The following is a 20,192-nucleotide window of genomic DNA, read 5'->3' as shown; positions in this document are numbered from 1 at the left end:
CACGGAGGGAAACGCGCGGCTGAAGCCGTCGTGTCGCGTACGCGTGTCGTTCACATAACGAGGAACGGACTCTACAAATTCGATTACGGCCTACCGACTGGACCGGAGCAGCGAGCGTGTTGAAAAGTGATCGGCGCTGGCTAATACGCCATAGGGACATTCGGGGGACGGCCATCCATGCATGAAGCGATCGATGTGGAAGGCCGATCGCTTCAGATCACGGTGGGGCAGGTCTCGAAGACCATGTGGACGGTGAGCGGAACGGTCGCCGGCTCGCCAATCACTGTCAGCGCAGCGAGCAGACGAACGGCGGTAAACCGTTGGCGCAAGGCTGCGGAGATGAGGATCTAAGATCGACGTCGAGGAGAGCATCTCCTTACCGCGAGACCACGGACCTTGACGGTCAACCGCCGCGTATTATCTCCCGCGGTTGGGCGGGCGGTCACGATTTCGTAGCGGCTCGCCCCCTGCGCACGCCATCGTGCTGTCGGTCGACGCGAAAAGCCAGATCCAGGCGCTCGGCCGCACTCAGCCGGGACTGCTGCTCAACTGCGGCCGTGGCGCCACCATGACGCACGACTACAAGCGCAACGGTACGACGACGCGACGATGCTGTTTGCGGCCCTGAACGTCCTCGATGGCTCGGTAATCGGCCGCAATATGCAGCGTCACTGGCATAAGGAGTTCATCCGCTTCCTGAACGCCGTCGAGGCAGAGCTGCCGCACGACAAAGCCGTCCACGTCATCCTCGATAACTATGCCTCCCATACACGACCAGCTGAGACCCAGCGTTCCTAAACTCGTAAAGCTGATGGATACGGCGGAGGAAGACGTGCTCGCGTACATGTCGTTCCCGCCGCAGCATCGCACCAAGCTGCACAGCACCAATCCACTCGAACGTCTCAACGGCGAGATCAAGCGGCGCACCAATGTCGTCGGTATCTTCCCCAACGAGGATGCCATCACACGCCTCGTCGGCGCCTTGCTGCTCGAGCAATACGACGAGTGGGCAGTCCAGCGGGGCCGCTACATGACGCTGGAAAGCGTGACGCAACTGAGCGATGATACCACCGTCACGTTGTCGTCCATGGCGGCGTGATCGATCCGGCCCTGCCCGGAGATCAAAGCGGCTACGCCGCTGAAGCTACACCACGCGGTGGGACACGATCTTCGGGATGAGCACATTGGATCGAGCCAGGAGTGCCCCGTTTTCCGATGTCGCCCGGGCGCATCTCGCGGCCACGCTGCTTGCGGTGGCCGGTGAGGACCGCGCCGCGTTCAAGGAACTCTATCGCCTGACGAGCGCGAAGCTGTTCGGCATATGTCTGCGCATCTGCGGCAATCATCAGAACGCGGAGGACGTACTACACGAGGTGTCCCTTCTCATCTGGCGGCGTGCCGGGGCCTTGGCGCCGGGAAAGGCCAGCCCGATCAGTTGGCTTGCCGTCATCGCACGGAACCGCTCCATCGACTGGCTTCGTGCGCAGACATCCCGACCGACCGCATCGCTCGACGAAGTACCGGACATCCTGGATTGGCAACCGGACGCGGAAACGATCCTGATCGCCAAAGGAGAGTGCATCAGGTTGGTTGAATGCCTGAACGAACTGGATTCTCGTCAGCGATATGCGATCGTCACAGCATTCTTCGATGGCGCAACATATGCGGAGGTCGCCGTCCGCGCGTGCCGACGAGTACCGCGAAAAGCTGGGTTCGTCGCGGGCTCCAGCAGCTACAGACTCGCCTTGGTGTCGACTAGGCGACGATATCACTGGCTGGCACTGGGAAGGATCAGGGAGCAGCGCGATCGAAAGCGTGGGCGAGACGATCGTGGCCGGGGGCGTTAGGTGATCTCGCTAAAGCTCCAATGGCAAAGCCAGAAAACCACGCCACGCATGCGTCATACTCGTGGATCGGCCATGGGCATTCCAAAGGCGTCGCCTCTGCCGATTTCCCTGCCTGCAAGCCCTGCGTATGCGCGAGAGCAATCGGGTGAGATAATTCAGTCATTGGAAAATCATTGAGCATTTAGCCAATGATTTCAACGAAAGACTGACCGCTAGCACGGTCACGTCAGTTCCGTCATCATTGATGCAGAAATCAAACAGACCGTGTGAAAAGTCGTGAGCAGCGGCGTAGACGGTGACGGGTAGGCGCGTGCGACCCGCTCCTGCCCGGTCGACTGCGGGAACAGCGCCTTGCGGTATTGCGAGCCCTGGTCGGGGCCTTGCGCGTTCAGCGTGGTCGGATCCGCGACGACGGAGAAATAGACGCGCAGCAGATCTGCGTAGCTGACCTTGGCAGGGTCAAGGACGACACGGACCGCTTCCGCATGACCGGTGGTCCCGGTCGACACCGTCTCTTAGCGGGACGAGCCCGCGCTGCCCCCGGCATAGCCGGAGGTCGCGGCGAGAACGCCCTTCATGTGGGAGAACACGCCTTCGACGCCCCAGAAGCATCCACCGGCGAAGATCGCCGTCTCGGTCTTGCCCGGCGCCAGTGCGGTGACACGCGGTTGGGGTGCGTTAACGAAGGTTTTGGCCGACGCATTTCCGACGACCGCCGAGGCCATGACGGTTGAGAGCGCGAAGGCGCCGCCGAACCCGAGATGATAACCTATTCGCATTTTGGAACTCCTTTGATTGCTAAGACATACGCAGCAGGTCGCTCCGAACTTACGACGTAACCGCACCAGGCGATCGCACGTATGTCTGTCCATGACCCACAATCACTATCGCCGACGCTTCCTGACCACCAGCGCGCTGATGCTCGCCGGGGCCGTGGCAACGGGCTATGCCCTCCCCGCTCTTGCAACCGCCCCCCAACCACTGCGCCTGACCGACGCCGAGTGGCGGCGGCACCTGTCACCACAGGCATATGCCGTGCTCCGGCAGGCTGCGACGGAGCGGCCGTTCTCCAGCCCCCTCAATGCGGAGCATCGCCGCGGCACCTTTCTGTGTGCTGGTTGCGCCCTGCCGTTGTTCGCGGCGCAGTCGAAATTCGACAGCGGCACCGGCTGGCCAAGCTTCTGGACCCACCTCGACGACGCCGTTTCCGAACACCGCGACGTCACCCTTGGCATGGCCCGTGTCGAGGTGCGCTGCGCCCGTTGCGACGGCCATCTCGGCCACGTCTTCGACGATGGCCCGCAGCCGACCGGACTACGCTACTGCATGAACGGCGCCGCAATGCACTTCGTCCCTGCCCCTCAGGCATAGCGGCGATGGTGTGGCGGCCGTGATCTTCACAGGGCGGAATGATTACGCGCCGCTTCCTCCGTGGCCGATTTGGTCGGGCGCAGCGCATCATCGACGGCGCCGGGATCGGTCCGGTTCAATTCGATCATGGCATGCCGATCGGGGCCACCGCGCACCACCTCAAGGCGATTATGGAGAATTGCGGCAACGACGTCCTGCGCCACCGCGGACGCCGTCTCGCGACCGCCGAACCGGCCGAGGCCCGACGTCGCCATCATCGGTGTGTCGGTTGCCGTGGGATACACCGTCAGGACACGGACCCCTTCCCCGTCCAGCTCCCGGCGAAGCGCCTCGCCGAAATGCGCGATCCCGGCCTTGACCGCCGCATAGGGCGAGTAGAACGCCATGCCGACGAGCGCGATCCCCGAACTGACGTTCACCACCAGCGCGTCCCCGCTCTCCCTGAGCAGGGGAAGCGCCGCGCGGGTCAGCAGGATCGGGCCGGTCAAGTTTACCTCGACCATCCGGCGGATCTCGTCCTCTTCGATCGCTTCGATCCGGCCCGCCCGGACGCCGCCGGCATTGTTCACCAGGATGTCGAGTCCGCCGAGCGACCGCGTCGCCAGATCGAGCGTTTGCGCCCGGCCTTCCGGTGTAGCTACATCCGCTGAAACGCCGCTGATCGCGCCCAGGCCCTCTAGGGTACGGACGGCTAGGTCGATGGCATCTTGCCTGCGGCCGGTAATCGCAACATTCGCGCCGGCGCGCAGCAGCTCGCGGGCGATTTCGAGGCCGATGCCGCTCGATCCGCCGGTTACCAGCGCGCGCTTTCCCGTGACGTTCATAGTTCAATTCCCGTGCAATATGTGGTGAAAACGGAAGGCATTTCTTTCTATGCTGCGGTCGACCATTCGGTGATCTGGTCGGGCAGATGATCGAGCGCGAATGCCTCGATCCTTCGATCGATGCCGGTCAGTATGAAGAGGCCGATAACGAGCAGCAGCGCGCCAAGTATGGCTTTTCCGCGTCCGCCAGCCATCATGAGGCGACCGCGCCACCGGGCGAGCGCGCCGCGCGCTGCAAAGGCGATCACGACCAGCACCGTGGAGATACCAAGTCCAAACGCGATCATGACCAGCGCCACGTCGCCGAGGTCCTTGCCTTCGGCCGCCAGCGCGACCGCGGCGCCCAATGTCGGTCCGACGCAGGGTGCCCAAACGATACCCAGCAACGCTCCGATCAACGCTTGCCCCCAGAGTCCGGCTTTATCGTCGAGTGCCGATTGACGGCTACTGGCCCATGCTGCGAGCGGCGTCGCGACACGGGTCAATCCGTCCTGCAGTCTCGGCATGAGGAGCACCACGCCAGCCAGGCAGAGGACCACGGCCCCGGCCGCACGAACGACCAACGTATCGATCCCGAGCGCCTGACCAAAAGCGGCCACGATAAAGCCAGTGGCGGTGAACGCCACCACCAGACCTGCCGCCAGCGCCAACGGTGCAAAGCGGTGCCGCTGCGCTGCTGACGAAAGCACGATCGGCACCAGCGGCAAGACGCAAGGCGAAAGGATGGTAAGCGCGCCCGCCACATAGGCGAGCGCGGGATTTAGTGCTGACGACATTCCCGGATCAGGCGATCGCGCTGCGAATTACCGCGGAAACCTTGCCGTCGTCTGTCTCATGCGCGATCCGCGCGGTCTCCCGCTTGCCGTGGAACGCGATTACCGTCGATTGCATCGTGGCGCCGAACTTCTGCCATAGGGCCTTCTGCGTGTCATAGTCGACGCGGAAGACTTGCATGTCGCGATAGGCCGGCTCGGCCGTCACCCGAGCAATCGTCTTGGCTTGCTGACGGCAGACCGGGCACCACGGTGCATGAACCCATACCACGATCGGCTTGCCCGCCTTCTGAGCGGCATCGAAGGCTGCCTGATCGAACGGCTGCACCGTGGGCGCGGCGGCGCTCGCCGGCGCCGCAACCATGATCGCTGGAACGCCGGCGGCAAAGGCGGCAAGAACGGCGAGTGAAGAAGCGTGGCGCATGGGAATCTCCTGGGGATGATCGTGCTTCTCGTTCGCGCCGAGGCGGCGCTTGGTTACACGTCGGATTTCCAACGCATGCGGCAGGTTCGCCGTGCGTTTGGAAAATGTGCCCTGCTCGCGGCACCAAGACCCAGCGGCCGGGATACCGAAGGGGCATAGCTCTGCACTTAGGACGGACGGCTGGGCAGGCCGACCGGCACCGAGGATCGTCCTCGCCGACCGAGCCGTGGCCAGTGGCAACGCCATGTTCACATCACGATTTGCGCCAGTCGCTCGCGCAGCCGCGGCGAGGCAAAGTCGATGAAGGCGCGAAGCTTGAGCGGGCGCGCCTGGCTGTCGTAGAGCAGATGGACGGGCACCGGAGCCGGTTCGAAGGCGTCCAGCACGATCACCAGAGTCTCCCGCCGGAGTTGTTCCGCGACCTGATAGGAGAGCACGCGGATCAATCCCATGCCGCTGAGCGCCGCATCGATTGCGGCTTCGACACTGTTGACGGCGATGCGCGCGCGCATCGCCGTCGCAACTTCCCTATCCGCGACCGCGAAGCGCCAGACGTCGGGTGATGAACCGGCTTCCAACGAAATGGCGACATACCCGGCCAAATCCTGTGGCGTCGCAGGGACGCCGCGTTCGGCAAGATATGCGGGACTGGCGCACACCACGCGCCGCACCGATCCGAGACAGGCGGCGGTTAACCCACTGTCGGGCAAGTCGCCGATCCGGAGCGCGATGTCGATATGGTCGTCAACCAGATGCACGATGCGGTCACTGAGCGTCAGCGAAACGCCGACGTCGGGGTAAGCGCGCAGAAAGTCGATTATCACCGGCAGTGTATGGATCCGCCCGAACATCACCGGCGCGGTAATCGCGAGTTCGCCGCGCGGCGCAACATATTCGCCGGCTGCGGCACGCTCTGCTTCGTTCACTTGTTCGAGAATGGCCTTGGCGGCGGCCACATATGATCGCCCCGTAGGCGTGGGCACGAGACCCTTCGATGAGCGGATGACCAGGATTGCGCCGAGATGCGCCTCCAGTTCCGACACCTTGTGGCTGACCGTCGCGAGCGGCAGGCCGAGTTCGCGGGCCGCCTTCGACAGGCTCCCGGCGTCAAGCGCGTGAAGCAGCAGCGTCATTGCCTCGATTCTATCCAAGTATCAAACCTTCCGAATTTCAGGAGGGTAGCTTCCGATTATCGCCGCTACCAATATTTTATGGAAGGGGCCAAATACATGCTCGCAAACAAAAAGAATCGTCATGTCCCGCCTTTCCATTCCTGAGACCATCGACGCTGCCCCTGCCGCCGCCCAGCCGTTGCTGGAAGGGGTCGAGAAGAAGTTCGGCTCGGTCCCCAATCTATTCCGACTTGTCGGCACCAGCCCGGCTGCGCTCGAGGGGTATCTCGCTTTGTCGGGCGCGTTGGGTAAGGGGTCGATCCCCGCGGCCACCGCCGAGCGGGTCGCTCTCGCCGTTGCCGAGATCAACGGCTGCGATTACTGCCTGTCGGCACATACGTTTATCGGCAAGAACCTCATCAAGCTAGACGACGCCGAGATCGCTGCAAATCGCGCCGGCGGATCGAACGACGCGACGGCCGACGCGGCAGTGCGATTCGCTGCCAAGATCGTCCGCGAACGCGGACACGTCGACGATGCCGACCTCGCCTCGCTCAACGCTGCCGGTTACGACGACGCGCAAGTGGTCGAGATCGTGCTCCACGTCGCGCTCAGCACCTTCACCAACTACATGAACGAAGTCGCCAAGACCGACATCGACTTCCCATAGCGAGCGCTCGCCAGCCGGCGTGAGCCGCTTGACCAGCCCCGACCTCGACCTTCGGAAAGGAGCGCGATCATGGCCTATGACTTTCTTGATCGTCTCGCGACGCCGGCCGTCGAGGCGGCGCGCGTCGCGAATGGCGCGGGCGGGCTGTGGGAGACACTGGGCGGCGATCACGCGTCGGCGGCGTTCACCGACCTTGAGGCCGCATTCATCGCGGCGCGCGACAGCTTTTATCTGGCGAGCGTTTCCCAGACCGGCTGGCCGTACATCCAGCATCGCGGCGGGCCGCCCGGCTTCCTGCGGGTGCTGGACGACACGACGCTCGGGTTCGCCGACTATCGCGGCAACCGGCAGTATCTCACGCTGGGGGCGGTCGCCGACGACGATCGCGTCGCGCTGTTCCTAATCGACTATCCCCACCGCCGCCGGCTCAAGATCCTGGCGCACACGACTGCGCACGACCTGAATGCCGAACCCGATTTGGCTGGCCGATTGGCAAACCCGGAATATCGCGCCGTGGCCGAGCGCGCGTTCACGCTGCGGCTGGCCGCGTTTGACTGGAATTGCTCCCAGCACATCATGCCGCGCTTCACGCCCGCGGAGATCGAGGCTGCGAGCGCGCCGCTGCACGAGCGGATCGCCGCGCTGGAGGCGGAGAATGCGCGATTGCGTGCGCGGGAGCAGCAATCATGACCGACGACGGACGTCCGCCGTTACCCCCCTTCACGCCTCAAACTGCCACATGGAAGGCAAGGATGGCGGAGGACGCCTGGAACAGCCGCGACCCGGCTAGGGTGTCGCTCGCCTATACGCCCGACAGCCGTTGGCGGAACCGCGCCGAGTTCTTGGTCGGCCGCGCGGCGATCGAGCATTTCCTCACGCGCAAGTGGGCGGCGGAGCACGACTATCGGTTGATCAAGGAGGTGTGGGACTTTCACGCCAACCGGATCGCCGTGCGGTTCGCCTATGAATCTCACAACGAGCACGGCGAATGGCACCGATCGTTCGGCAACGAGCTGTGGGAGTTCGACACCCGGGGGCTGATGGCGCACCGCATCGCCAGCATCAACGACCTGCCGATCGGGGAGGGCGAACGCCTGTTCCACTGGCCGCTCGGGCGCCGGCCCGATGATCATCCGGGCCTCAGCGATCTCAACCTTTGAGGAGCATCTCGATGAAGACCATCGTTACCGCCGCGCTCGCACTCATGGCGAGCGCCACCCAGGCTCAGCCTTCGCCGTCGACCTCCGCCACGACTACTTATCACACGGTCAAGGTCGATAGCCTGAACATCTTCTACCGCGAGGCCGGCCCCAAGGACGCGCCGACCATCCTGATGCTCCACGGCTATCCGTCGTCGTCGCGCATGTTCGCGACGCTGATCCCGCTGCTCGCCGACCGCTACCACCTCGTCGCGCCAGACTATCCCGGATTCGGCCAAAGCGACGCGCCGCCCGATTCGCAGTTCCGTTACACCTTCGATCAACTTGCCCAGGTGGTCGACCACTTCACGCAGGCCGTGGGGCTGAAGACCTACGCCCTCTACCAGCAGGATTATGGCGGACCGGTCGGCATGCGGCTTGCGATCGCGCACCCGGAGCGGGTGCGCGCGATCATCGTTCAGAATGCGGTCGCACACGAGGCGGGGCTGGGAGCCGGCTGGGAACTGAGGCGCGCCTTCTGGCGCGACCGCGCTGCGAACGAAGCCAAGGTCATTGCACCCTTCGTCTCGCTAGAAGGTGCCAAGGCCCGCCACCTCGGGTCGAGCCCGGACCCCCAACGCTACGACCCTGAGACGTGGCAGGATGAGTACGCCCTGCTGTCCCGGCCGGGACAGCGCCAGATCCAGTCGGCCCTGTTCTTCGACTATCAGACTAACGTTGCTGCCTATCCCCGGTGGCAGGCCTGGCTCCGCGAGCATCGGCCGCCGCTGCTGGTGCTGTGGGGCAAGTACGACCCCTCTTTCGCGGTGGCGGGAGCGCGGGCCTATAAGCGCGACGTGCCGGCCGCCGAGGTCCACATCCTCGATGCCGGCCATTTCGCGCTGGACGAGAAGGTCGATGAAATGGCCGCGCTGATCCGATCCTTTCTCGGCCGCCTCAACCCATAATCAGGAGCAAGATCACCATGCCCCCCATCTCACGCCGTCAATCGCTTGCCGGACTGTCGCTTGCTCTCGGGCTTGGCGTGTCCGGTCAGGCCGAGGCCGCTTTTTCTCGCGCGTCGCAGGATCGGCGTCGCACCCCCGAATCACGCAGCGCGGGGTCTGATATGACCGTCGCTTACAAGACGCAGAAAGTCGGCCCCGTCGAGGTCTTCTACCGCGATGCGGGACCAAAGGACGCGCCCGTCATCCTGCTGCTCCACGGCTATCCGACGACCAGCCACATGTTCCGCAACCTGCTACCGCAATTGGCGACGCGCTACCGCGTCATCGCCCCCGACCTACCCGGCTTCGGGCTGACCAAGGCGCCCCCGCGCGGACGATTCGACTATACCTTCGAAAACCTGACCAGGGCGATGGAGGGCTTCACCGAGGCGCTGGGATTGAAGCGCTACGCGCTTTACGTTTTCGATTACGGCGCGCCGACCGGCTTCCGCCTTGCCGCTCTGCACCCCGAGCGCGTCACCGCGATCGTCAGCCAGAACGGCAACGCCTATGTTGAGGGACTGAGCGGGGCGTGGGCTCCATATCAGGCCTATTGGAAGAACCCGTCCGACGCGACGCGCAATGCCTGCCGCGCAGCGCTGACTCCGCAGGCGATCCGCGCGCAATATGTGACCGGCGCGAACGAGGCGCACGTCGCGCCCGACGGCTACACGCTCGACATCGCCTATTTCGCGCGACCTGGGACCGACGAGATCCAGCTCGACCTGATCTACGACTATCGTACCAACGTCGCGCTCTACGACGCATGGCAGGCGTATTTCCGCGAACATAAGCCGCCGCTGCTCGCGGTATGGGGCGAAAAGGACATCTATTTCCTGCCGCCCGGTGCCACGGCGTTCAAGCGTGACATTCCCGACGCCGAGCTCCATTTCTACGACACCGGCCACTTCGCGCTTGAGACGCACGGTGCGGAAATCGGCGAAGCGATGCTCGACTTCCTCGACCGCAAGATGCGCGGCTGACTGGTGAGAACGGAACAACAGCCATGACCAATCGAACGATCGAGCCCCAGGGCATGTATTCCCCCGCCGGTGCATACAGCCATGCGGTGGAAATCCGCGGTGCGGGACGGACGCTCTACATTTCCGGGCAGTTGGGCGTCGATCCCGACGGCAAGACACCCGACACCTTTGCCGCGCAGGCAATGCTATGTTGGCGCAATGTCGTCGCGATCCTTGCCGCCGCCGAAATGACCGTCCACGATCTGGTCAAGGTGACGACGTTCCTGACCGACATCGGCGATGCGCGGGCGCTGACGGCCATCCGTGAGCCGTTTCTGGAGGGCGCGCGCCCCGCGTCGACACTGGTCGCGGCAGCGGCGCTGGTCATGCCCGAATGGAAGATCGAGGTGGAGGCCATCGCCTTTAAAACCGGCGACGGCTGACGGGCGGCGAACGATTACGCCGGACCGAGAACGGTTATGATGGTGTCGTAGGTCCGCCGACGCGGTGTAGGAAGTCCAGCACCGCTGCCCAGTTCGCCGCTGCGCCCGCCGCATTCTTCGCTGGAATGAGCGTGGAAGAGCCATGGACCCCGGCACGTGGCAGGTACTGACGCTTCAGCGCGGCCGGCGAGGCCGCAAGGATGGCGCGCGCCGCCGCGATCTCGCCCGCGTCGTCCGCGGACGTGACGAACACGGGCACGCGGACCGCCGCCGCGGCGTGCGCCACCGCCTGCTTGTCGTCGAGATATTCGCCCGGCGAAAAGGCCAGCACTGCCGCCACGCCCTGCGGGTGCGCCGCCGCGACGCGGAACACCAACGCGGCGGAATAGCTGCTGCCCCACAGGATGATCGGCAGGCCTTGGGCACGTCCCCAGGCCAGCGCCGCCTCCAGGTCGCGCTGCGCTTCCGGATAGTCCGCTGGGCGGCCGAGCCGCGCCGCGGTGGCATTGACGCCGAACAGCGGTCCGCCCGCGCGCTGGTCGATCGCCAGCGAGCTGTAGCCCGCCGCCGCCAGACGCGGGGCGATGGTGGCATACTCGCCCTTGCCGGACCCCGCCTGATGGAACAACAGGATCAACGCCCTAGGGCTCGTCGCCCGGCGATAGTCACCGTCGATCCGCACGCCATCGGTGGCAGTCAGTGTTACTGGTGACGCGACTACACCGGGAACCGTCACCCGTTGGCTTGTTACCTGCGGCTCGCTGGACGCTCCGCAGGCGGAGACCGCCAAGGCCAGAGCCAAATACGGCGCATGGGGTTTCTCCGTTGATTGTTGGTCAGGCGCCCTGCCCGACGAGTAGCGACAGGCCGCCGTCGATCGTGATCGACGTGCCCGTTATGTAAGCGGCGTCGGGCGACGCCAGAAAAGCCGCGAGCCGCGCCACTTCCTCCGGCCGGCCGGCGCGACCGACGGGGATGTTGCGCTCGATCTTGCGGAGATACTCCGGATCGTCTTGGGCCTGCTTGTTCAGCGGCGTCAGGATCATGCCCGGCGCGATCGAATTGACCGTGATCCCAAGCCGCGCGACCTCCAGCGCCAGCGTGGCACCCAAGTTAGCCTGCCCTCCTTTCGCGGCAGTGTAATCCGCCCCGCCCGCCCGCATGGCAAAGGCATGGATGGAGGTGATGTTGACGATCGCACCACCCCGTCCCACCCGCTTCAGGTCGCGAACGAACCGGCGCGAGGTAAGAAACGTGCCGGTCAGGTCGGTGTCGATCAGCCGTCGCCACTGCTCCAGCGGCATGTCGGCCACGTCGACGTCCGACATGTTCAGTCCGGCCGAATTAACCAGGATGTCGGGTACGCCGAGCACCGCTGCGACCCGATCGAACGCGGTGTCGACCGCCGCCTCGTCGGCCACGTCGAGCGACACCGCGACGGCCCGCCCGCCCGCCGCCTCGATCGCGGCGACACGCTCGCTCACGTCCTCGTTGCCGACGATGCCGATGGCGACGGCCGCACCGCGCTCGGCAAGCGCCTGAACGCAGGCTTCGCCGATGCCCGAGCCGCCGCCGGTGACGATCCCAACCCGGCCCGCAAGGATGCCGGTGCCGCTCACAGCCGGCGCAGCCTTGCGCGGAACAGATCCTTGTCGGACAGCGAGTAATAGAGCCAGATATGATCCTCGTCCTCGATCGCTGAGGCGGCGAAGGCGATGTCGGTGGCGCCTGACGCCAGTGCCTCGGGCGCGATCAGCGGGCCGTCGCATCGTGCGACCACCTGTCCCAGACCCGCGTCCAGCGCGGCCCAGCCGATCCGCCAGTGCGCGTCATGCGTGGCGCCGTTGTAGAACATCACCGGCTGCTTGGAACCCGCACCGATCACCGGCCCGGTCGACAGGTGCCAATTGTCCCAATGGTCGGGCCTGGCAGCGAGCAAGGGTCCGATCACCTCCCAGGGGCCATGCAGGTCGGGGGCGGCAGCGGCACCGATCTTGGAATGCTCGTCCTCGGCATATTCGAACAGCAACCGCCACGATCCGTCGGCAGCGGGGGCGACCGTCGCTTCCTTGGGGTTGGCGTAGGGCGGGCGGGAATCGAGCACACGGCGCTGCTTGTTCAGGCTGCGCGCGTCCGGTCCCGCCGCATACATCAGCCGCCCGGTTCGCTGAGCCTGGTTCCAGCCAGTGTACCAGCAATGCACGCGTCCCTCCGAGACGATCACCGTCGGGTCCTCGCAGCCGTCGAGATCCTCCAGGCCGGGCCCGGGAAAGAGGACAGGCGCCTCGTCCATCTCGAAATGCAGGCCGTTGGATGATGTCCCGTACCAGATTTCCGCCATCTTTAGCCGCGGTTCGTCGTCGCGTCGCGGCACCGCCCGGACGAGAAGTTCATAGCTATCACCGGTCCGCCAGATGAACGGGCTCAGCACATACATGTCGACCAACCGGCTTTGACGGCCGAGCGTTACGGGTTCGATTGCCTCGACTATGAAGCCCTTCACAACGCTTCCCCCTGATGTGATCCATCCACGAGTGTGGCCGCTCGGCGGGCATAAGCGGCGGCAAGCGCGAGATGCGCCAGCTTGGCCGACGGGCACGTCGCCTGCGAACCGCGCCCCGCCTCCTCCGCACTGCGTTTGCGCATATAGTCCTGCTCGTGCCTCATGGCGTTCGCCTCATCGTTGGTAGGGTAAGACATTATCGGTCGAATGCGGTCATGCGATCGCCCTCCATGTCCGGCCGTCGCGTGCCATCAGCGCCCCCGACCCCGCGGGGCCCGTCGTGCCGGCAGCGTAATCCTCCGGCTCGCCTTGCCGCCAAGCTTCGATCAGGGGCGCCACCGCCGTCCAGCAGGCCTCGACCATGTCCGCGCGCTGGAACAGCGTCTGGTCGCCGATCAGCAGGTCATAGATCAGCGTCTCATAACCGGTCGGCCGACCGAGCCCGAAAGCCTCGGCATAGCAAAAGTCGAGCGCGACGGATGCCGTGGTCAGTGTAGGTCCCGGCCGCTTCACAACGATGCCAAGATGGAGGCCTTCGCGCGGCTGGATCTGGATCACCAGCTCGTTGGCGGGGCGTTCGCCTTCGATGCCCTCGAACGGTGCGGCGGGGACGTCGCGAAACCGGATCACGATTTCGCTGTCGCGCGCGGCTAGCGCCTTGCCGGTACGCAGGTAAAAGGGCACGCCCGCCCAACGGAACGTGTCGATCGCTACCTTGGCCGCGACGAAGGTTTCGGTGCGGCTATCCGCCGCAACGTTCTGTTCGGCGCGGTAGTCGACGACGGGTTGGCCGCCAGCCTCACCCGCCGCATAGCGGCCGCGCACCGTGTCCTCCGGCCGAACCGGATGCACGGCTTTCAGCACGCGCGCCTTTTCGTCGCGGATCGTTTCTGCATCAAAGCGGTTTGGCGGCTCCATCGCCACCATCGCGAGCAGTTGGAACAGGTGATTGGCGACCATGTCGCGCAACGCGCCGGTCGCGTCGTAAAAGGCGCCACGGCTGCCAACCGCGACGGTCTCGGCGACGGTGATCTGGACATGGTCGATATGGCGGTTGTTCCACACCGCCCCGGTCAGCGCGTTGCCGAAGCGCGCCACCATGATGTTCTGCACCGTTTCCTTGCCCAGGAAATGATCGACCCGAAAAATCTGCGTCTCCGCCGCTCGCCCCAGCAACCGCGCGTTGAGCGCACAGGCGGAAGCAAGGTCGGTACCGAACGGTTTTTCAACCGCGATCCGGCGAAAGCCATCGGCCTCGTCCAGCAACCCGGCGTCGCCCAGCGCGTCGACCAGCGGGCCGAAGAACGACGGCGCCGTCGCGAGGTAGAAGATCACGGCGCCGTTCAGCTCGGCGGTCAGCGCGCTGAACAGCGCCGGGTTCGCGAAATCGCCCGACCGGTAGCTGATCCGATGGCGCAGGGCGCTCCAGCCGTGCTGGTCGCCTTCCTCCTCCAGCGTGCCGTTTTCGCGGAGGAACTTCTCGAGCGAGTCGCACAGCATCGCGTCGTCGCCCATCTCCCGGGCTACGCCGAGAATCTTGAATCCGTCGTCGAGCAACCCGTCGCGCATCAAATGTACCAGCGCGGGGGCGATCAGTCGCCGCGTCAGGTCGCCCGTCGCGCCGAAGATCACGAGCGTCGCGGCGGGCGCGCGGTCGATCATTGCGGCATCTCGACATGCCCGCCGAATCCGAAGCGCATCGCTGATAGCAGCTTGTCCCCGAAAGTCGTGTCGACGCGACTGCGATAGCGCGCGAACAGCGCCGCCGAGAGGACGTGAATTGGCACCGCCTGCTCCATCGCGGCGTCGATCGTCCACTGGCCTTCGCCGGAATCGCTAACCCTGCCGGAGAAGTCGGCAAGCTGGTTATCCTTGGCGAGCGCGGTGGCGCACCAGTCGAGCAGCCATGAGGAGATCACCGAACCGCGCCGCCATACCTCGGCCACATCGGTCAGGTTGATCTCGAAGCGCTCGCCCTTGGGCACGCGCTCGCAATTGCCGCGGCTCTTCAGGATGTCGAACCCTTCAGCATAGGCCTGCATGATCCCGTATTCGATGCCGTTATGGACCATCTTCACGAAATGGCCCGCCCCCGGCGTGCCGGCGTGGATGTAGCCGCGCTCGGCGCGGTCGTCGGTCGTGTCGCGACCTTCCGTCCGGTCGATGGTGCCGGTGCCCGGTGCGAGCGTCGCGAGCACGGGATCGAGCAGTTCGAGCGCCGCCTCGTCCCCACCGACCATCATGCAATAGCCGCGCTCCAGGCCCCATACGCCACCCGACACGCCGACATGGACATAGTGGACCTTCTTCAGCCGGCAGTCCTGCGAACGACGGATATCGTCGCGGTAGTAGCTGTTACCGCCGTCGACGACAACGTCGCCTTCGTCGCCGAGCGCGACCAGCGCCTGGATCGTCTCCTCCGTGGGATCGCCGGCGGGCAGCATCACCCACAGCACGCGCGGCGGCTCCAGCGCGGCAACGACCTCCTCGAGCGATTTAGCAGGCGTCGCGCCGTCCTTGGCAAGCTCCGCCACCGCCGAAGCGTCACGGTCGAAGGCGACGACCTCATGTCCGTCGCGCAACAGTCTTCGCGCCATGTTGCCGCCCATGCAGCCGAGGCCGACCATTGCGATCTTCATGCTGGTGTCACTCCTTTAGAATGGGTCTTTAACGACCAGGAGGTGTGCCAAGTGGCGCACCTCCTGGTCGGCGGATTGGCAGCTAGAGTCGCGTTGCTGCAACGATCGCGCCGCCTTTACCGCTTTGAACCAGTATCGCGGTACGCAGGATCGGATTGGGGTTGGGAGGCAGCGTGAAGCTGGCCGCACTTCCCGACCATGTCCCGACGGCATCCAGCTGGCGGACGATGTTGCGGTGGGGCAGCGTGCGCCCGCCATTTTCACCTGCCCGTATCGGCACATTGTTGCTGCGTGGATCGTACCGGACGACCCAGACCGTGGCTGGCTTCACACCACTCGCTGCTCCGACCGTGATCCGGTTGCCCGCAACCACGATCGAGGGACCGCCAGTGTGCCGGGCAGAACGGATCGCCGCCTCGAGCTGCTGCCGATTGTTGCCCACCACCGTCTTGTGCCCCCCATTGATGACGATCTGGGGCGTCGCCACCTCCAAACGGCCGGCGCTGCGCGCATAATCCCACTGCCGCGCGGTGAATTGCGGCGGGCAAACGTGTCCTTCCAGCCGAGCTGATCCCAGTAAGTTACACCGAACGATAACGGGATGACGTCCGCCCGGTCGGCGATCGCATTGAGGTTGGCATTTGCCGGGGGACAGGAGGAGCAACCCTGGCTCTGAAAGAGCTCGACCACGACCGGCGCCACGGTCGCTGCCTTGGCGGCAGCAGAAGGCGAGCCCGGCGCGGCGAGCAGGCCCGCCGCACCGATCGCCGCTATGCCAAAGGCGCTCGGCACCCAGAAAATGGCCTTCATCGTACTTCTCCTTACGCTTTATTCCGTGGCGAGGACGACTGTCCGCTTGACCATCATACGCAGCCGATCCGGCTGCGGTTACGCCCCTCGGCACGGGCTTGGCAGCTGGCAGACGGACGTAACCAGCGCAGGTGTTGACCGTATTGATCTTGCGACATCGGTCAGCTGCTACACGGAGAAAGAAATGCGCCTGTCTCAACTCGGCTCGCTGCTCTTCGGGCGATCCCCGCCGGGCGGCACCATGTTGCTTCATCATCACGATGCCATGCTGAAACCCGACCCGTCGCGCACCGTGATCCGGCCCTTCGAACCAGGGTATCCCGGCGGGCATGACGACGGGCCGTCGCGTCTTCAGGTCATCGCCGAGCGCGTCATCGGGTTCGATGATCGGCAGGTCGACCGCTTGTTGAGCGAAGTGACTTCCGCCCTCGATGACCGTCATCGTAATGTCGATGCGACCTTTCGTCGTCGCTTCGACGATCTACGCCCCATGCTCGTCGGCATCGATGGCGTCGATGCACCCCGCCGGGAATTGATCGGTGCTCTTTTCATGGAGGAATATGCGTTCGAGGCGGCCGCCCTGTTCAACCCCAGCGCCGTTCCGCATCCTGACCAGGACGACGTTCCGGCAGGCAGTCTCCGCTTCGTCATGTCGCTCAGGGGCATCGGTGAAGGCCATGTTTCGTCCGTAAGTTTCCGCACCGGCATCTGGACGTTTGGTGGCGGTGTCGAAATTGATCCGGTCGGACCCACAACCCAGCCACCGGTCATCGACGCCGCGGCAGTCCGCGCGGAAATGCCGCGTCTGGAACTGCATTGTGGCGGCAGCCGCGTCATATCTGAGACGGTGCTGTTCCCGGTCCTTCCCACCCAGCGTCAGGGGATTGAAGACGTGCGCCTGGTTCGGTTCGTCGAGGATGACGGGCAAGTCACGTATTACGGCACCTATACCGCCTTCGACGGCATGCACGCGCGCTCCGAGATGTTGGTCGGCACCGATTTCCGCTCCTGGGAAATGCGGCAACTCGCCGGCGATGCCGTAGGAGCGAAAGGCATGGCGCTGTTCCCACGGCGCATCGACGGTCGCTATTTCATGCTCGGGCGGCAGGACAATGAGAGCATCTGGCTGTTGTCCTCCGACGATCTTTTCACCTGGAATGGTGGCGCCAAGCTGATCGAGCCGCGCTTCCCCTGGGAAGCAGTGCAGATGGGTAATTGCGGTTCGCCGATCGAGATCGACGAAGGATGGCTCGTCCTGACGCACGGTGTCGGCGCCGTGCGCAACTATTCGATCGGCGCCTGCCTTCTCGACCGCGACGACCCTTCGCGCGTCCTCGCACGCACCCCGGAGCCGATCCTGTCGCCAAGTCCCGAGGAGCGGGACGGCTATGTCCCCAATGTCGTCTACAGCTGCGGTGCCATGGTGCACGATCGCGAGCTGCTTATCCCGTACGGAGTGGCCGACAGCTTCACGGCGTTCGCGACCGCGCGTGTCGATGATTTCCTCGCGGCGATGGTGTGAGGTTGCGGGCATCGGACAAGGTCGAGGCTGCCGATAACCGCGCGCGGGCTTCCGAATGGCAAAAAAGTGAGAGTGATCTGTAACCGAACGCTGCCCGCTTACGCATGACCCTAGGATGCGGTTTGCTTTCGCCCTCCCCCTCCCCGAAGGCAGACCGCTTCTTCACGCTAACGCTGGCCGCTGCGGTGGATGTCCTACCGGGGCCGGCGAAACAGGAGAATACCCATGCGTTCCATGACCTTGATCGCGCTTTCCGCGCTTGCCCTCAGCGCCGCCGCTCCCGCCTTCGCCCAGGATGCGATGGCGTCCCACGACCAGATGAAGAGCGGCGACAAGATGGCCACCACCAAAAAGCCGATGGCCAGCAACATGAAGTCGCACGACGCCATGTCGACAGGCAAGAAGAAGCACGCCAAGCCGGCTAAAAAGGCGCATTCCGACATGATGAGCCATGACGCAATGAAGCACGGCAACTGAACGGAGTCGGGGGCGCGTGAAGCGTCCCCCTTTCCTTTTTCCGGGGGTTTTCATGGCTTCACGCGCTAGCACATCCGAACCGACGGGCGGCGATCTCGTCTACCGCCAAAGGCGCCCGATACGGCTCTGGCATTGGCTGAACGCGCTGTCCGTCGTCATCATGCTGATGAGCGGCCTGATGATCTTCAACGCGCATCCTCAGCTATATTGGGGTCAGTATGGCACCAATCACGAAAGGCCTTGGCTGGAGATCGGCAGCACCGACGACCGCGGCTTCCTACGCCTCGGACCGGTCACGATCCCGACGACGGGGGTGCTTGGCATCTCCAACGGACAGCAGAATGCCTTTCCATCGCTGGTGACGATCCCGTCGAGCTACAATCTCGCCGGCGCACGCCAGTGGCACTTCTTCTTCGCTTGGCTGCTGGTCGTACCCGGACTGCTGTTCTGGCTATGGGGGTTCGCAACCCGTCATGTGCAACGCGATCTCGCGCCTACCGGCGATGAACTTCGTCCCCATAACCTGTGGCAGGACGTCAAGGATCATGCCCGCCTGCGCTTCCACACTGGCGAGGCGGCAAGGCGCTACAACGTACTTCAGAAGCTCAGTTACGTCGGTGTGATCTTCGGATTGTTGCCGGCGATGGTCTTGACCGGGCTTACCATGTCGCCCGCCATCGATGCGGCTTGGCCTTGGCTGCTGGACCTGTTCGGCGGCCGGCAGTCGGCACGCTCGATCCACTTTATCTGTGCAGCTCTGCTGTTCGGGTTCATCCTTGTGCATCTGCTGATGGTCGTGCTTGCTGGGCCGCTCAACGAACTGCGCTCGATCGTGACCGGCTGGTATCGCCTGCCCAAGGAGCGCGAAGAATGACGTTGTTGACCCGTCGCGGCCTGATCGGCTCGCTTGGTGCCGGCGCCGGTGGCCTGCTGCTCTCGGGGTGCGACCGGATCGCGGCTGCCCCCAAGGTCCAGGAGGTGCTGAGCCTCGGCGAGGGCCTGACGATGCGCGCGCAACGGCTCGTCACCGACCGAACCGCGCTTGCCCGCGAGTTCCCTGCCTCGGACATGTCTCCGGTGTTTCGTACCAACGGCAACGACATGCCGGACAACACCGATTATCAGGCGCACATGGCCAATCATTTTGCCGACTGGCGTCTTGTCGTCGACGGGATGGTGCGGCGGCCGCTGAAGCTATCGCTCGCGCAGATCAGAGCCATGCCCGCCCGCACCCAGATCACCCGCCATGACTGCGTCGAAGGCTGGAGCGCGATCGGCAAGTGGCACGGCCTGCCGCTCAAGTTGGCGCTCGATGCCGCGGGCGTCTTGCCGTCCGCCCGCTATCTCGTCTTTCACTGCGCCGACGACTTCGACGGCGATCCCTATTATGAGAGCATCGACCTGATCGACGCATACCATCCCCAGACGATCCTCGCCTGGGGCATGAACGACCAAATGCTTTCGGTCGGACACGGTGCGCCGCTTCGGCTCAGGGTCGAGCGTCAGCTCGGCTACAAGCAGGCAAAGTACGTCATGCGCGTGGAGGCAGTCGACAGCCTGGCCAAAATCGGCGCCGGCAAGGGTGGCTATTGGGAAGATTCCTCCGACTACCAATGGTATGCTGGTATTTGAGCAGCCCGGCGGGTCATGGTAGCCGGGATTGAGAGCC

23 protein-coding genes and 4 pseudogenes are annotated in these 20,192 nt (G+C 64.6%); 15 read left to right on the top strand and 12 right to left on the bottom strand.

The window, feature by feature from the left end:
- The first annotated feature begins 177 nt into the window (after positions 1–177).
- The 4 genes and pseudogenes from RI03_RS24265 to RI03_RS21615 all read left to right on the top strand — a co-directional run bounded on the left by RI03_RS24265 (position 178) and on the right by RI03_RS21615 (position 1,847).
- Positions 178–351: a hypothetical protein gene (locus tag RI03_RS24265; RefSeq protein ID WP_170318449.1), complete on the top strand. Its 174-nt coding sequence runs from the start codon at positions 178–180 to the stop codon at positions 349–351.
- Between the two features lie 109 nt (positions 352–460).
- A pseudogene (locus RI03_RS23225) lies at positions 461–777 on the top strand (IS630 family transposase); the annotation flags it as partial.
- Positions 767–1,099 (top strand): annotated as a pseudogene (locus RI03_RS21620) (transposase); the annotation flags it as partial. The pseudogenes RI03_RS23225 and RI03_RS21620, both read left to right, overlap by 11 nt.
- A 76-nt stretch (positions 1,100–1,175) precedes the next feature.
- The gene (locus RI03_RS21615) at positions 1,176–1,847 is read left to right on the top strand and encodes a sigma-70 family RNA polymerase sigma factor (protein ID WP_010219898.1); all 672 of its coding nucleotides are present in this window, start codon (positions 1,176–1,178) and stop codon (positions 1,845–1,847) included.
- A gap of 221 nt (positions 1,848–2,068) precedes the next feature.
- Here the strand turns inward: RI03_RS21615 and msrA are convergent.
- Positions 2,069–2,572, bottom strand: a pseudogene (gene msrA, locus RI03_RS23220) (peptide-methionine (S)-S-oxide reductase MsrA).
- A 145-nt stretch (positions 2,573–2,717) separates the two neighbouring features.
- Between msrA and msrB the strand changes: the two are divergent.
- Complete coding sequence (gene msrB / locus RI03_RS21605; protein WP_010219895.1) at positions 2,718–3,218, top strand: peptide-methionine (R)-S-oxide reductase MsrB; 501 nt, start codon at positions 2,718–2,720, stop codon at positions 3,216–3,218.
- A 26-nt stretch (positions 3,219–3,244) separates the two neighbouring features.
- Here the strand turns inward: msrB and RI03_RS21600 are convergent, their stop codons facing one another.
- The 4 genes from RI03_RS21600 to RI03_RS21585 are packed head-to-tail and all read right to left on the bottom strand — an operon-like array spanning position 3,245 to position 6,372.
- Positions 3,245–4,042, bottom strand: a complete 798-nt coding sequence (locus RI03_RS21600) for an SDR family NAD(P)-dependent oxidoreductase (RefSeq protein WP_010219894.1) — start codon at positions 4,040–4,042, stop codon at positions 3,245–3,247.
- 47 nt (positions 4,043–4,089) lie between these two features.
- Positions 4,090–4,818, bottom strand: coding sequence for a cytochrome c biogenesis CcdA family protein (locus tag RI03_RS21595; RefSeq protein ID WP_010219892.1), 729 nt, complete (start codon positions 4,816–4,818; stop codon positions 4,090–4,092).
- A gap of 7 nt (positions 4,819–4,825) precedes the next feature.
- Positions 4,826–5,485 carry a thioredoxin family protein gene (locus RI03_RS24980; protein ID WP_238542499.1) on the bottom strand — a complete coding sequence of 220 codons (660 nt, stop codon included), beginning with the start codon at positions 5,483–5,485 and terminating at the stop codon, positions 4,826–4,828.
- A gap of 2 nt (positions 5,486–5,487) precedes the next feature.
- Positions 5,488–6,372, bottom strand: a complete 885-nt coding sequence (locus RI03_RS21585) for a LysR family transcriptional regulator (RefSeq protein WP_010219890.1) — start codon at positions 6,370–6,372, stop codon at positions 5,488–5,490.
- 121 nt (positions 6,373–6,493) lie between these two features.
- On the opposite strand from RI03_RS21585, the gene RI03_RS21580 reads away from it, so the two are divergent.
- From RI03_RS21580 to RI03_RS21555, 6 genes are all read left to right on the top strand, one after another.
- Positions 6,494–7,021 (top strand): carboxymuconolactone decarboxylase family protein, encoded by a 528-nt coding sequence (locus RI03_RS21580; RefSeq protein ID WP_010219889.1) that lies wholly within the window; start codon positions 6,494–6,496, stop codon positions 7,019–7,021.
- A 69-nt stretch (positions 7,022–7,090) separates the two neighbouring features.
- On the top strand, positions 7,091–7,711 hold the full coding sequence (locus RI03_RS21575) for a pyridoxamine 5'-phosphate oxidase family protein (RefSeq protein ID WP_010219888.1): 621 nt from the start codon (positions 7,091–7,093) through the stop codon (positions 7,709–7,711).
- Entirely contained in the window at positions 7,708–8,181 is a 474-nt protein-coding gene (locus RI03_RS21570) for a nuclear transport factor 2 family protein (RefSeq protein WP_026046972.1), read from the top strand. The genes RI03_RS21575 and RI03_RS21570 overlap by 4 nt, the downstream gene beginning before the upstream one ends.
- Before the next feature lie 11 nt (positions 8,182–8,192).
- Positions 8,193–9,128 carry an alpha/beta fold hydrolase gene (locus tag RI03_RS21565; RefSeq protein ID WP_010219886.1) on the top strand — a complete coding sequence of 312 codons (936 nt, stop codon included), beginning with the start codon at positions 8,193–8,195 and terminating at the stop codon, positions 9,126–9,128.
- A 161-nt stretch (positions 9,129–9,289) separates the two neighbouring features.
- Positions 9,290–10,150 carry an alpha/beta fold hydrolase gene (locus RI03_RS21560; RefSeq protein ID WP_010219885.1) on the top strand — a complete coding sequence of 287 codons (861 nt, stop codon included), beginning with the start codon at positions 9,290–9,292 and terminating at the stop codon, positions 10,148–10,150.
- A 23-nt stretch (positions 10,151–10,173) separates the two neighbouring features.
- Positions 10,174–10,572 (top strand): RidA family protein, encoded by a 399-nt coding sequence (locus RI03_RS21555; RefSeq protein ID WP_026046971.1) that lies wholly within the window; start codon positions 10,174–10,176, stop codon positions 10,570–10,572.
- Positions 10,573–10,606: 34 nt separating this feature from the next.
- Here RI03_RS21555 and RI03_RS21550 read toward each other — a convergent pair whose 3' ends face one another.
- From RI03_RS21550 to RI03_RS21520, 7 genes and pseudogenes are all read right to left on the bottom strand, one after another.
- Entirely contained in the window at positions 10,607–11,308 is a 702-nt protein-coding gene (locus RI03_RS21550; protein WP_238542498.1) for an alpha/beta hydrolase, read from the bottom strand.
- 100 nt (positions 11,309–11,408) lie between these two features.
- Positions 11,409–12,191, bottom strand: coding sequence for an SDR family NAD(P)-dependent oxidoreductase (locus tag RI03_RS21545; protein WP_010219881.1), 783 nt, complete (start codon positions 12,189–12,191; stop codon positions 11,409–11,411).
- Positions 12,188–13,075, bottom strand: a complete 888-nt coding sequence (locus tag RI03_RS21540; protein WP_010219880.1) for a hypothetical protein — start codon at positions 13,073–13,075, stop codon at positions 12,188–12,190. The genes RI03_RS21545 and RI03_RS21540 overlap by 4 nt, the downstream gene beginning before the upstream one ends.
- Entirely contained in the window at positions 13,072–13,239 is a 168-nt protein-coding gene (locus RI03_RS24260; protein ID WP_170318448.1) for a hypothetical protein, read from the bottom strand. Before RI03_RS24260 ends, RI03_RS21540 begins: the two co-directional genes overlap by 4 nt.
- Positions 13,240–13,288: 49 nt before the next feature.
- Positions 13,289–14,737: a glucose-6-phosphate dehydrogenase gene (zwf, locus tag RI03_RS21530; RefSeq protein ID WP_010219878.1), complete on the bottom strand. Its 1,449-nt coding sequence runs from the start codon at positions 14,735–14,737 to the stop codon at positions 13,289–13,291.
- Positions 14,734–15,714: a phosphogluconate dehydrogenase (NAD(+)-dependent, decarboxylating) gene (gene gnd, locus RI03_RS21525; RefSeq protein WP_010219877.1), complete on the bottom strand. Its 981-nt coding sequence runs from the start codon at positions 15,712–15,714 to the stop codon at positions 14,734–14,736. The genes zwf and gnd overlap by 4 nt, the downstream gene beginning before the upstream one ends.
- An 82-nt stretch (positions 15,715–15,796) precedes the next feature.
- Positions 15,797–16,524: pseudogene (locus tag RI03_RS21520) on the bottom strand (DUF1223 domain-containing protein).
- A gap of 184 nt (positions 16,525–16,708) precedes the next feature.
- Between RI03_RS21520 and RI03_RS21515 the strand changes: the two are divergent.
- From RI03_RS21515 to RI03_RS21500, 4 genes are all read left to right on the top strand, one after another.
- A complete protein-coding gene (locus RI03_RS21515) occupies positions 16,709–18,046 on the top strand; it encodes a glycoside hydrolase family 130 protein (protein WP_010219875.1) in 1,338 nt (445 codons plus the stop codon).
- A 225-nt stretch (positions 18,047–18,271) separates the two neighbouring features.
- Positions 18,272–18,523: a hypothetical protein gene (locus RI03_RS21510; RefSeq protein WP_138995806.1), complete on the top strand. Its 252-nt coding sequence runs from the start codon at positions 18,272–18,274 to the stop codon at positions 18,521–18,523.
- A gap of 52 nt (positions 18,524–18,575) precedes the next feature.
- A complete protein-coding gene (locus tag RI03_RS21505; protein WP_010219873.1) occupies positions 18,576–19,397 on the top strand; it encodes a cytochrome b/b6 domain-containing protein in 822 nt (273 codons plus the stop codon).
- Positions 19,394–20,155, top strand: coding sequence for a molybdopterin-binding protein (locus RI03_RS21500; RefSeq protein ID WP_010219872.1), 762 nt, complete (start codon positions 19,394–19,396; stop codon positions 20,153–20,155). The genes RI03_RS21505 and RI03_RS21500 overlap by 4 nt, the downstream gene beginning before the upstream one ends.
- Positions 20,156–20,192 lie beyond the last annotated feature (37 nt).

The sequence above is a fragment of the Sphingomonas sp. PAMC 26621 genome (assembly GCF_000251145.1).
Taxonomy (GTDB): Bacteria; Pseudomonadota; Alphaproteobacteria; order Sphingomonadales; family Sphingomonadaceae; genus Sphingomonas.
Note: the sequence above shows the minus strand (reverse complement) of the source record. Positions and strands in the feature narration are given on the sequence as shown.

Coding starts and splice junctions, on each gene's coding strand:
- RI03_RS24265 (WP_170318449.1), top strand. CDS start 178: ATGCATGAAGCGATCGATGTGGAAGGCCGATCGCTTCAGATCACGGTG.
- RI03_RS21615 (WP_010219898.1), top strand. CDS start 1,176: ATGAGCACATTGGATCGAGCCAGGAGTGCCCCGTTTTCCGATGTCGCC.
- msrB (WP_010219895.1), top strand. CDS start 2,718: ATGACCCACAATCACTATCGCCGACGCTTCCTGACCACCAGCGCGCTG.
- RI03_RS21600 (WP_010219894.1), bottom strand. CDS start 4,042: ATGAACGTCACGGGAAAGCGCGCGCTGGTAACCGGCGGATCGAGCGGC.
- RI03_RS21595 (WP_010219892.1), bottom strand. CDS start 4,818: ATGTCGTCAGCACTAAATCCCGCGCTCGCCTATGTGGCGGGCGCGCTT.
- RI03_RS24980 (WP_238542499.1), bottom strand. CDS start 5,485: ATGGCGTTGCCACTGGCCACGGCTCGGTCGGCGAGGACGATCCTCGGT.
- RI03_RS21585 (WP_010219890.1), bottom strand. CDS start 6,372: ATGACGCTGCTGCTTCACGCGCTTGACGCCGGGAGCCTGTCGAAGGCG.
- RI03_RS21580 (WP_010219889.1), top strand. CDS start 6,494: ATGTCCCGCCTTTCCATTCCTGAGACCATCGACGCTGCCCCTGCCGCC.
- RI03_RS21575 (WP_010219888.1), top strand. CDS start 7,091: ATGGCCTATGACTTTCTTGATCGTCTCGCGACGCCGGCCGTCGAGGCG.
- RI03_RS21570 (WP_026046972.1), top strand. CDS start 7,708: ATGACCGACGACGGACGTCCGCCGTTACCCCCCTTCACGCCTCAAACT.
- RI03_RS21565 (WP_010219886.1), top strand. CDS start 8,193: ATGAAGACCATCGTTACCGCCGCGCTCGCACTCATGGCGAGCGCCACC.
- RI03_RS21560 (WP_010219885.1), top strand. CDS start 9,290: ATGACCGTCGCTTACAAGACGCAGAAAGTCGGCCCCGTCGAGGTCTTC.
- RI03_RS21555 (WP_026046971.1), top strand. CDS start 10,174: ATGACCAATCGAACGATCGAGCCCCAGGGCATGTATTCCCCCGCCGGT.
- RI03_RS24260 (WP_170318448.1), bottom strand. CDS start 13,239: ATGAGGCACGAGCAGGACTATATGCGCAAACGCAGTGCGGAGGAGGCG.
- zwf (WP_010219878.1), bottom strand. CDS start 14,737: ATGATCGACCGCGCGCCCGCCGCGACGCTCGTGATCTTCGGCGCGACG.
- gnd (WP_010219877.1), bottom strand. CDS start 15,714: ATGAAGATCGCAATGGTCGGCCTCGGCTGCATGGGCGGCAACATGGCG.
- RI03_RS21515 (WP_010219875.1), top strand. CDS start 16,709: ATGCGCCTGTCTCAACTCGGCTCGCTGCTCTTCGGGCGATCCCCGCCG.
- RI03_RS21510 (WP_138995806.1), top strand. CDS start 18,272: ATGCGTTCCATGACCTTGATCGCGCTTTCCGCGCTTGCCCTCAGCGCC.
- RI03_RS21505 (WP_010219873.1), top strand. CDS start 18,576: ATGGCTTCACGCGCTAGCACATCCGAACCGACGGGCGGCGATCTCGTC.
- RI03_RS21500 (WP_010219872.1), top strand. CDS start 19,394: ATGACGTTGTTGACCCGTCGCGGCCTGATCGGCTCGCTTGGTGCCGGC.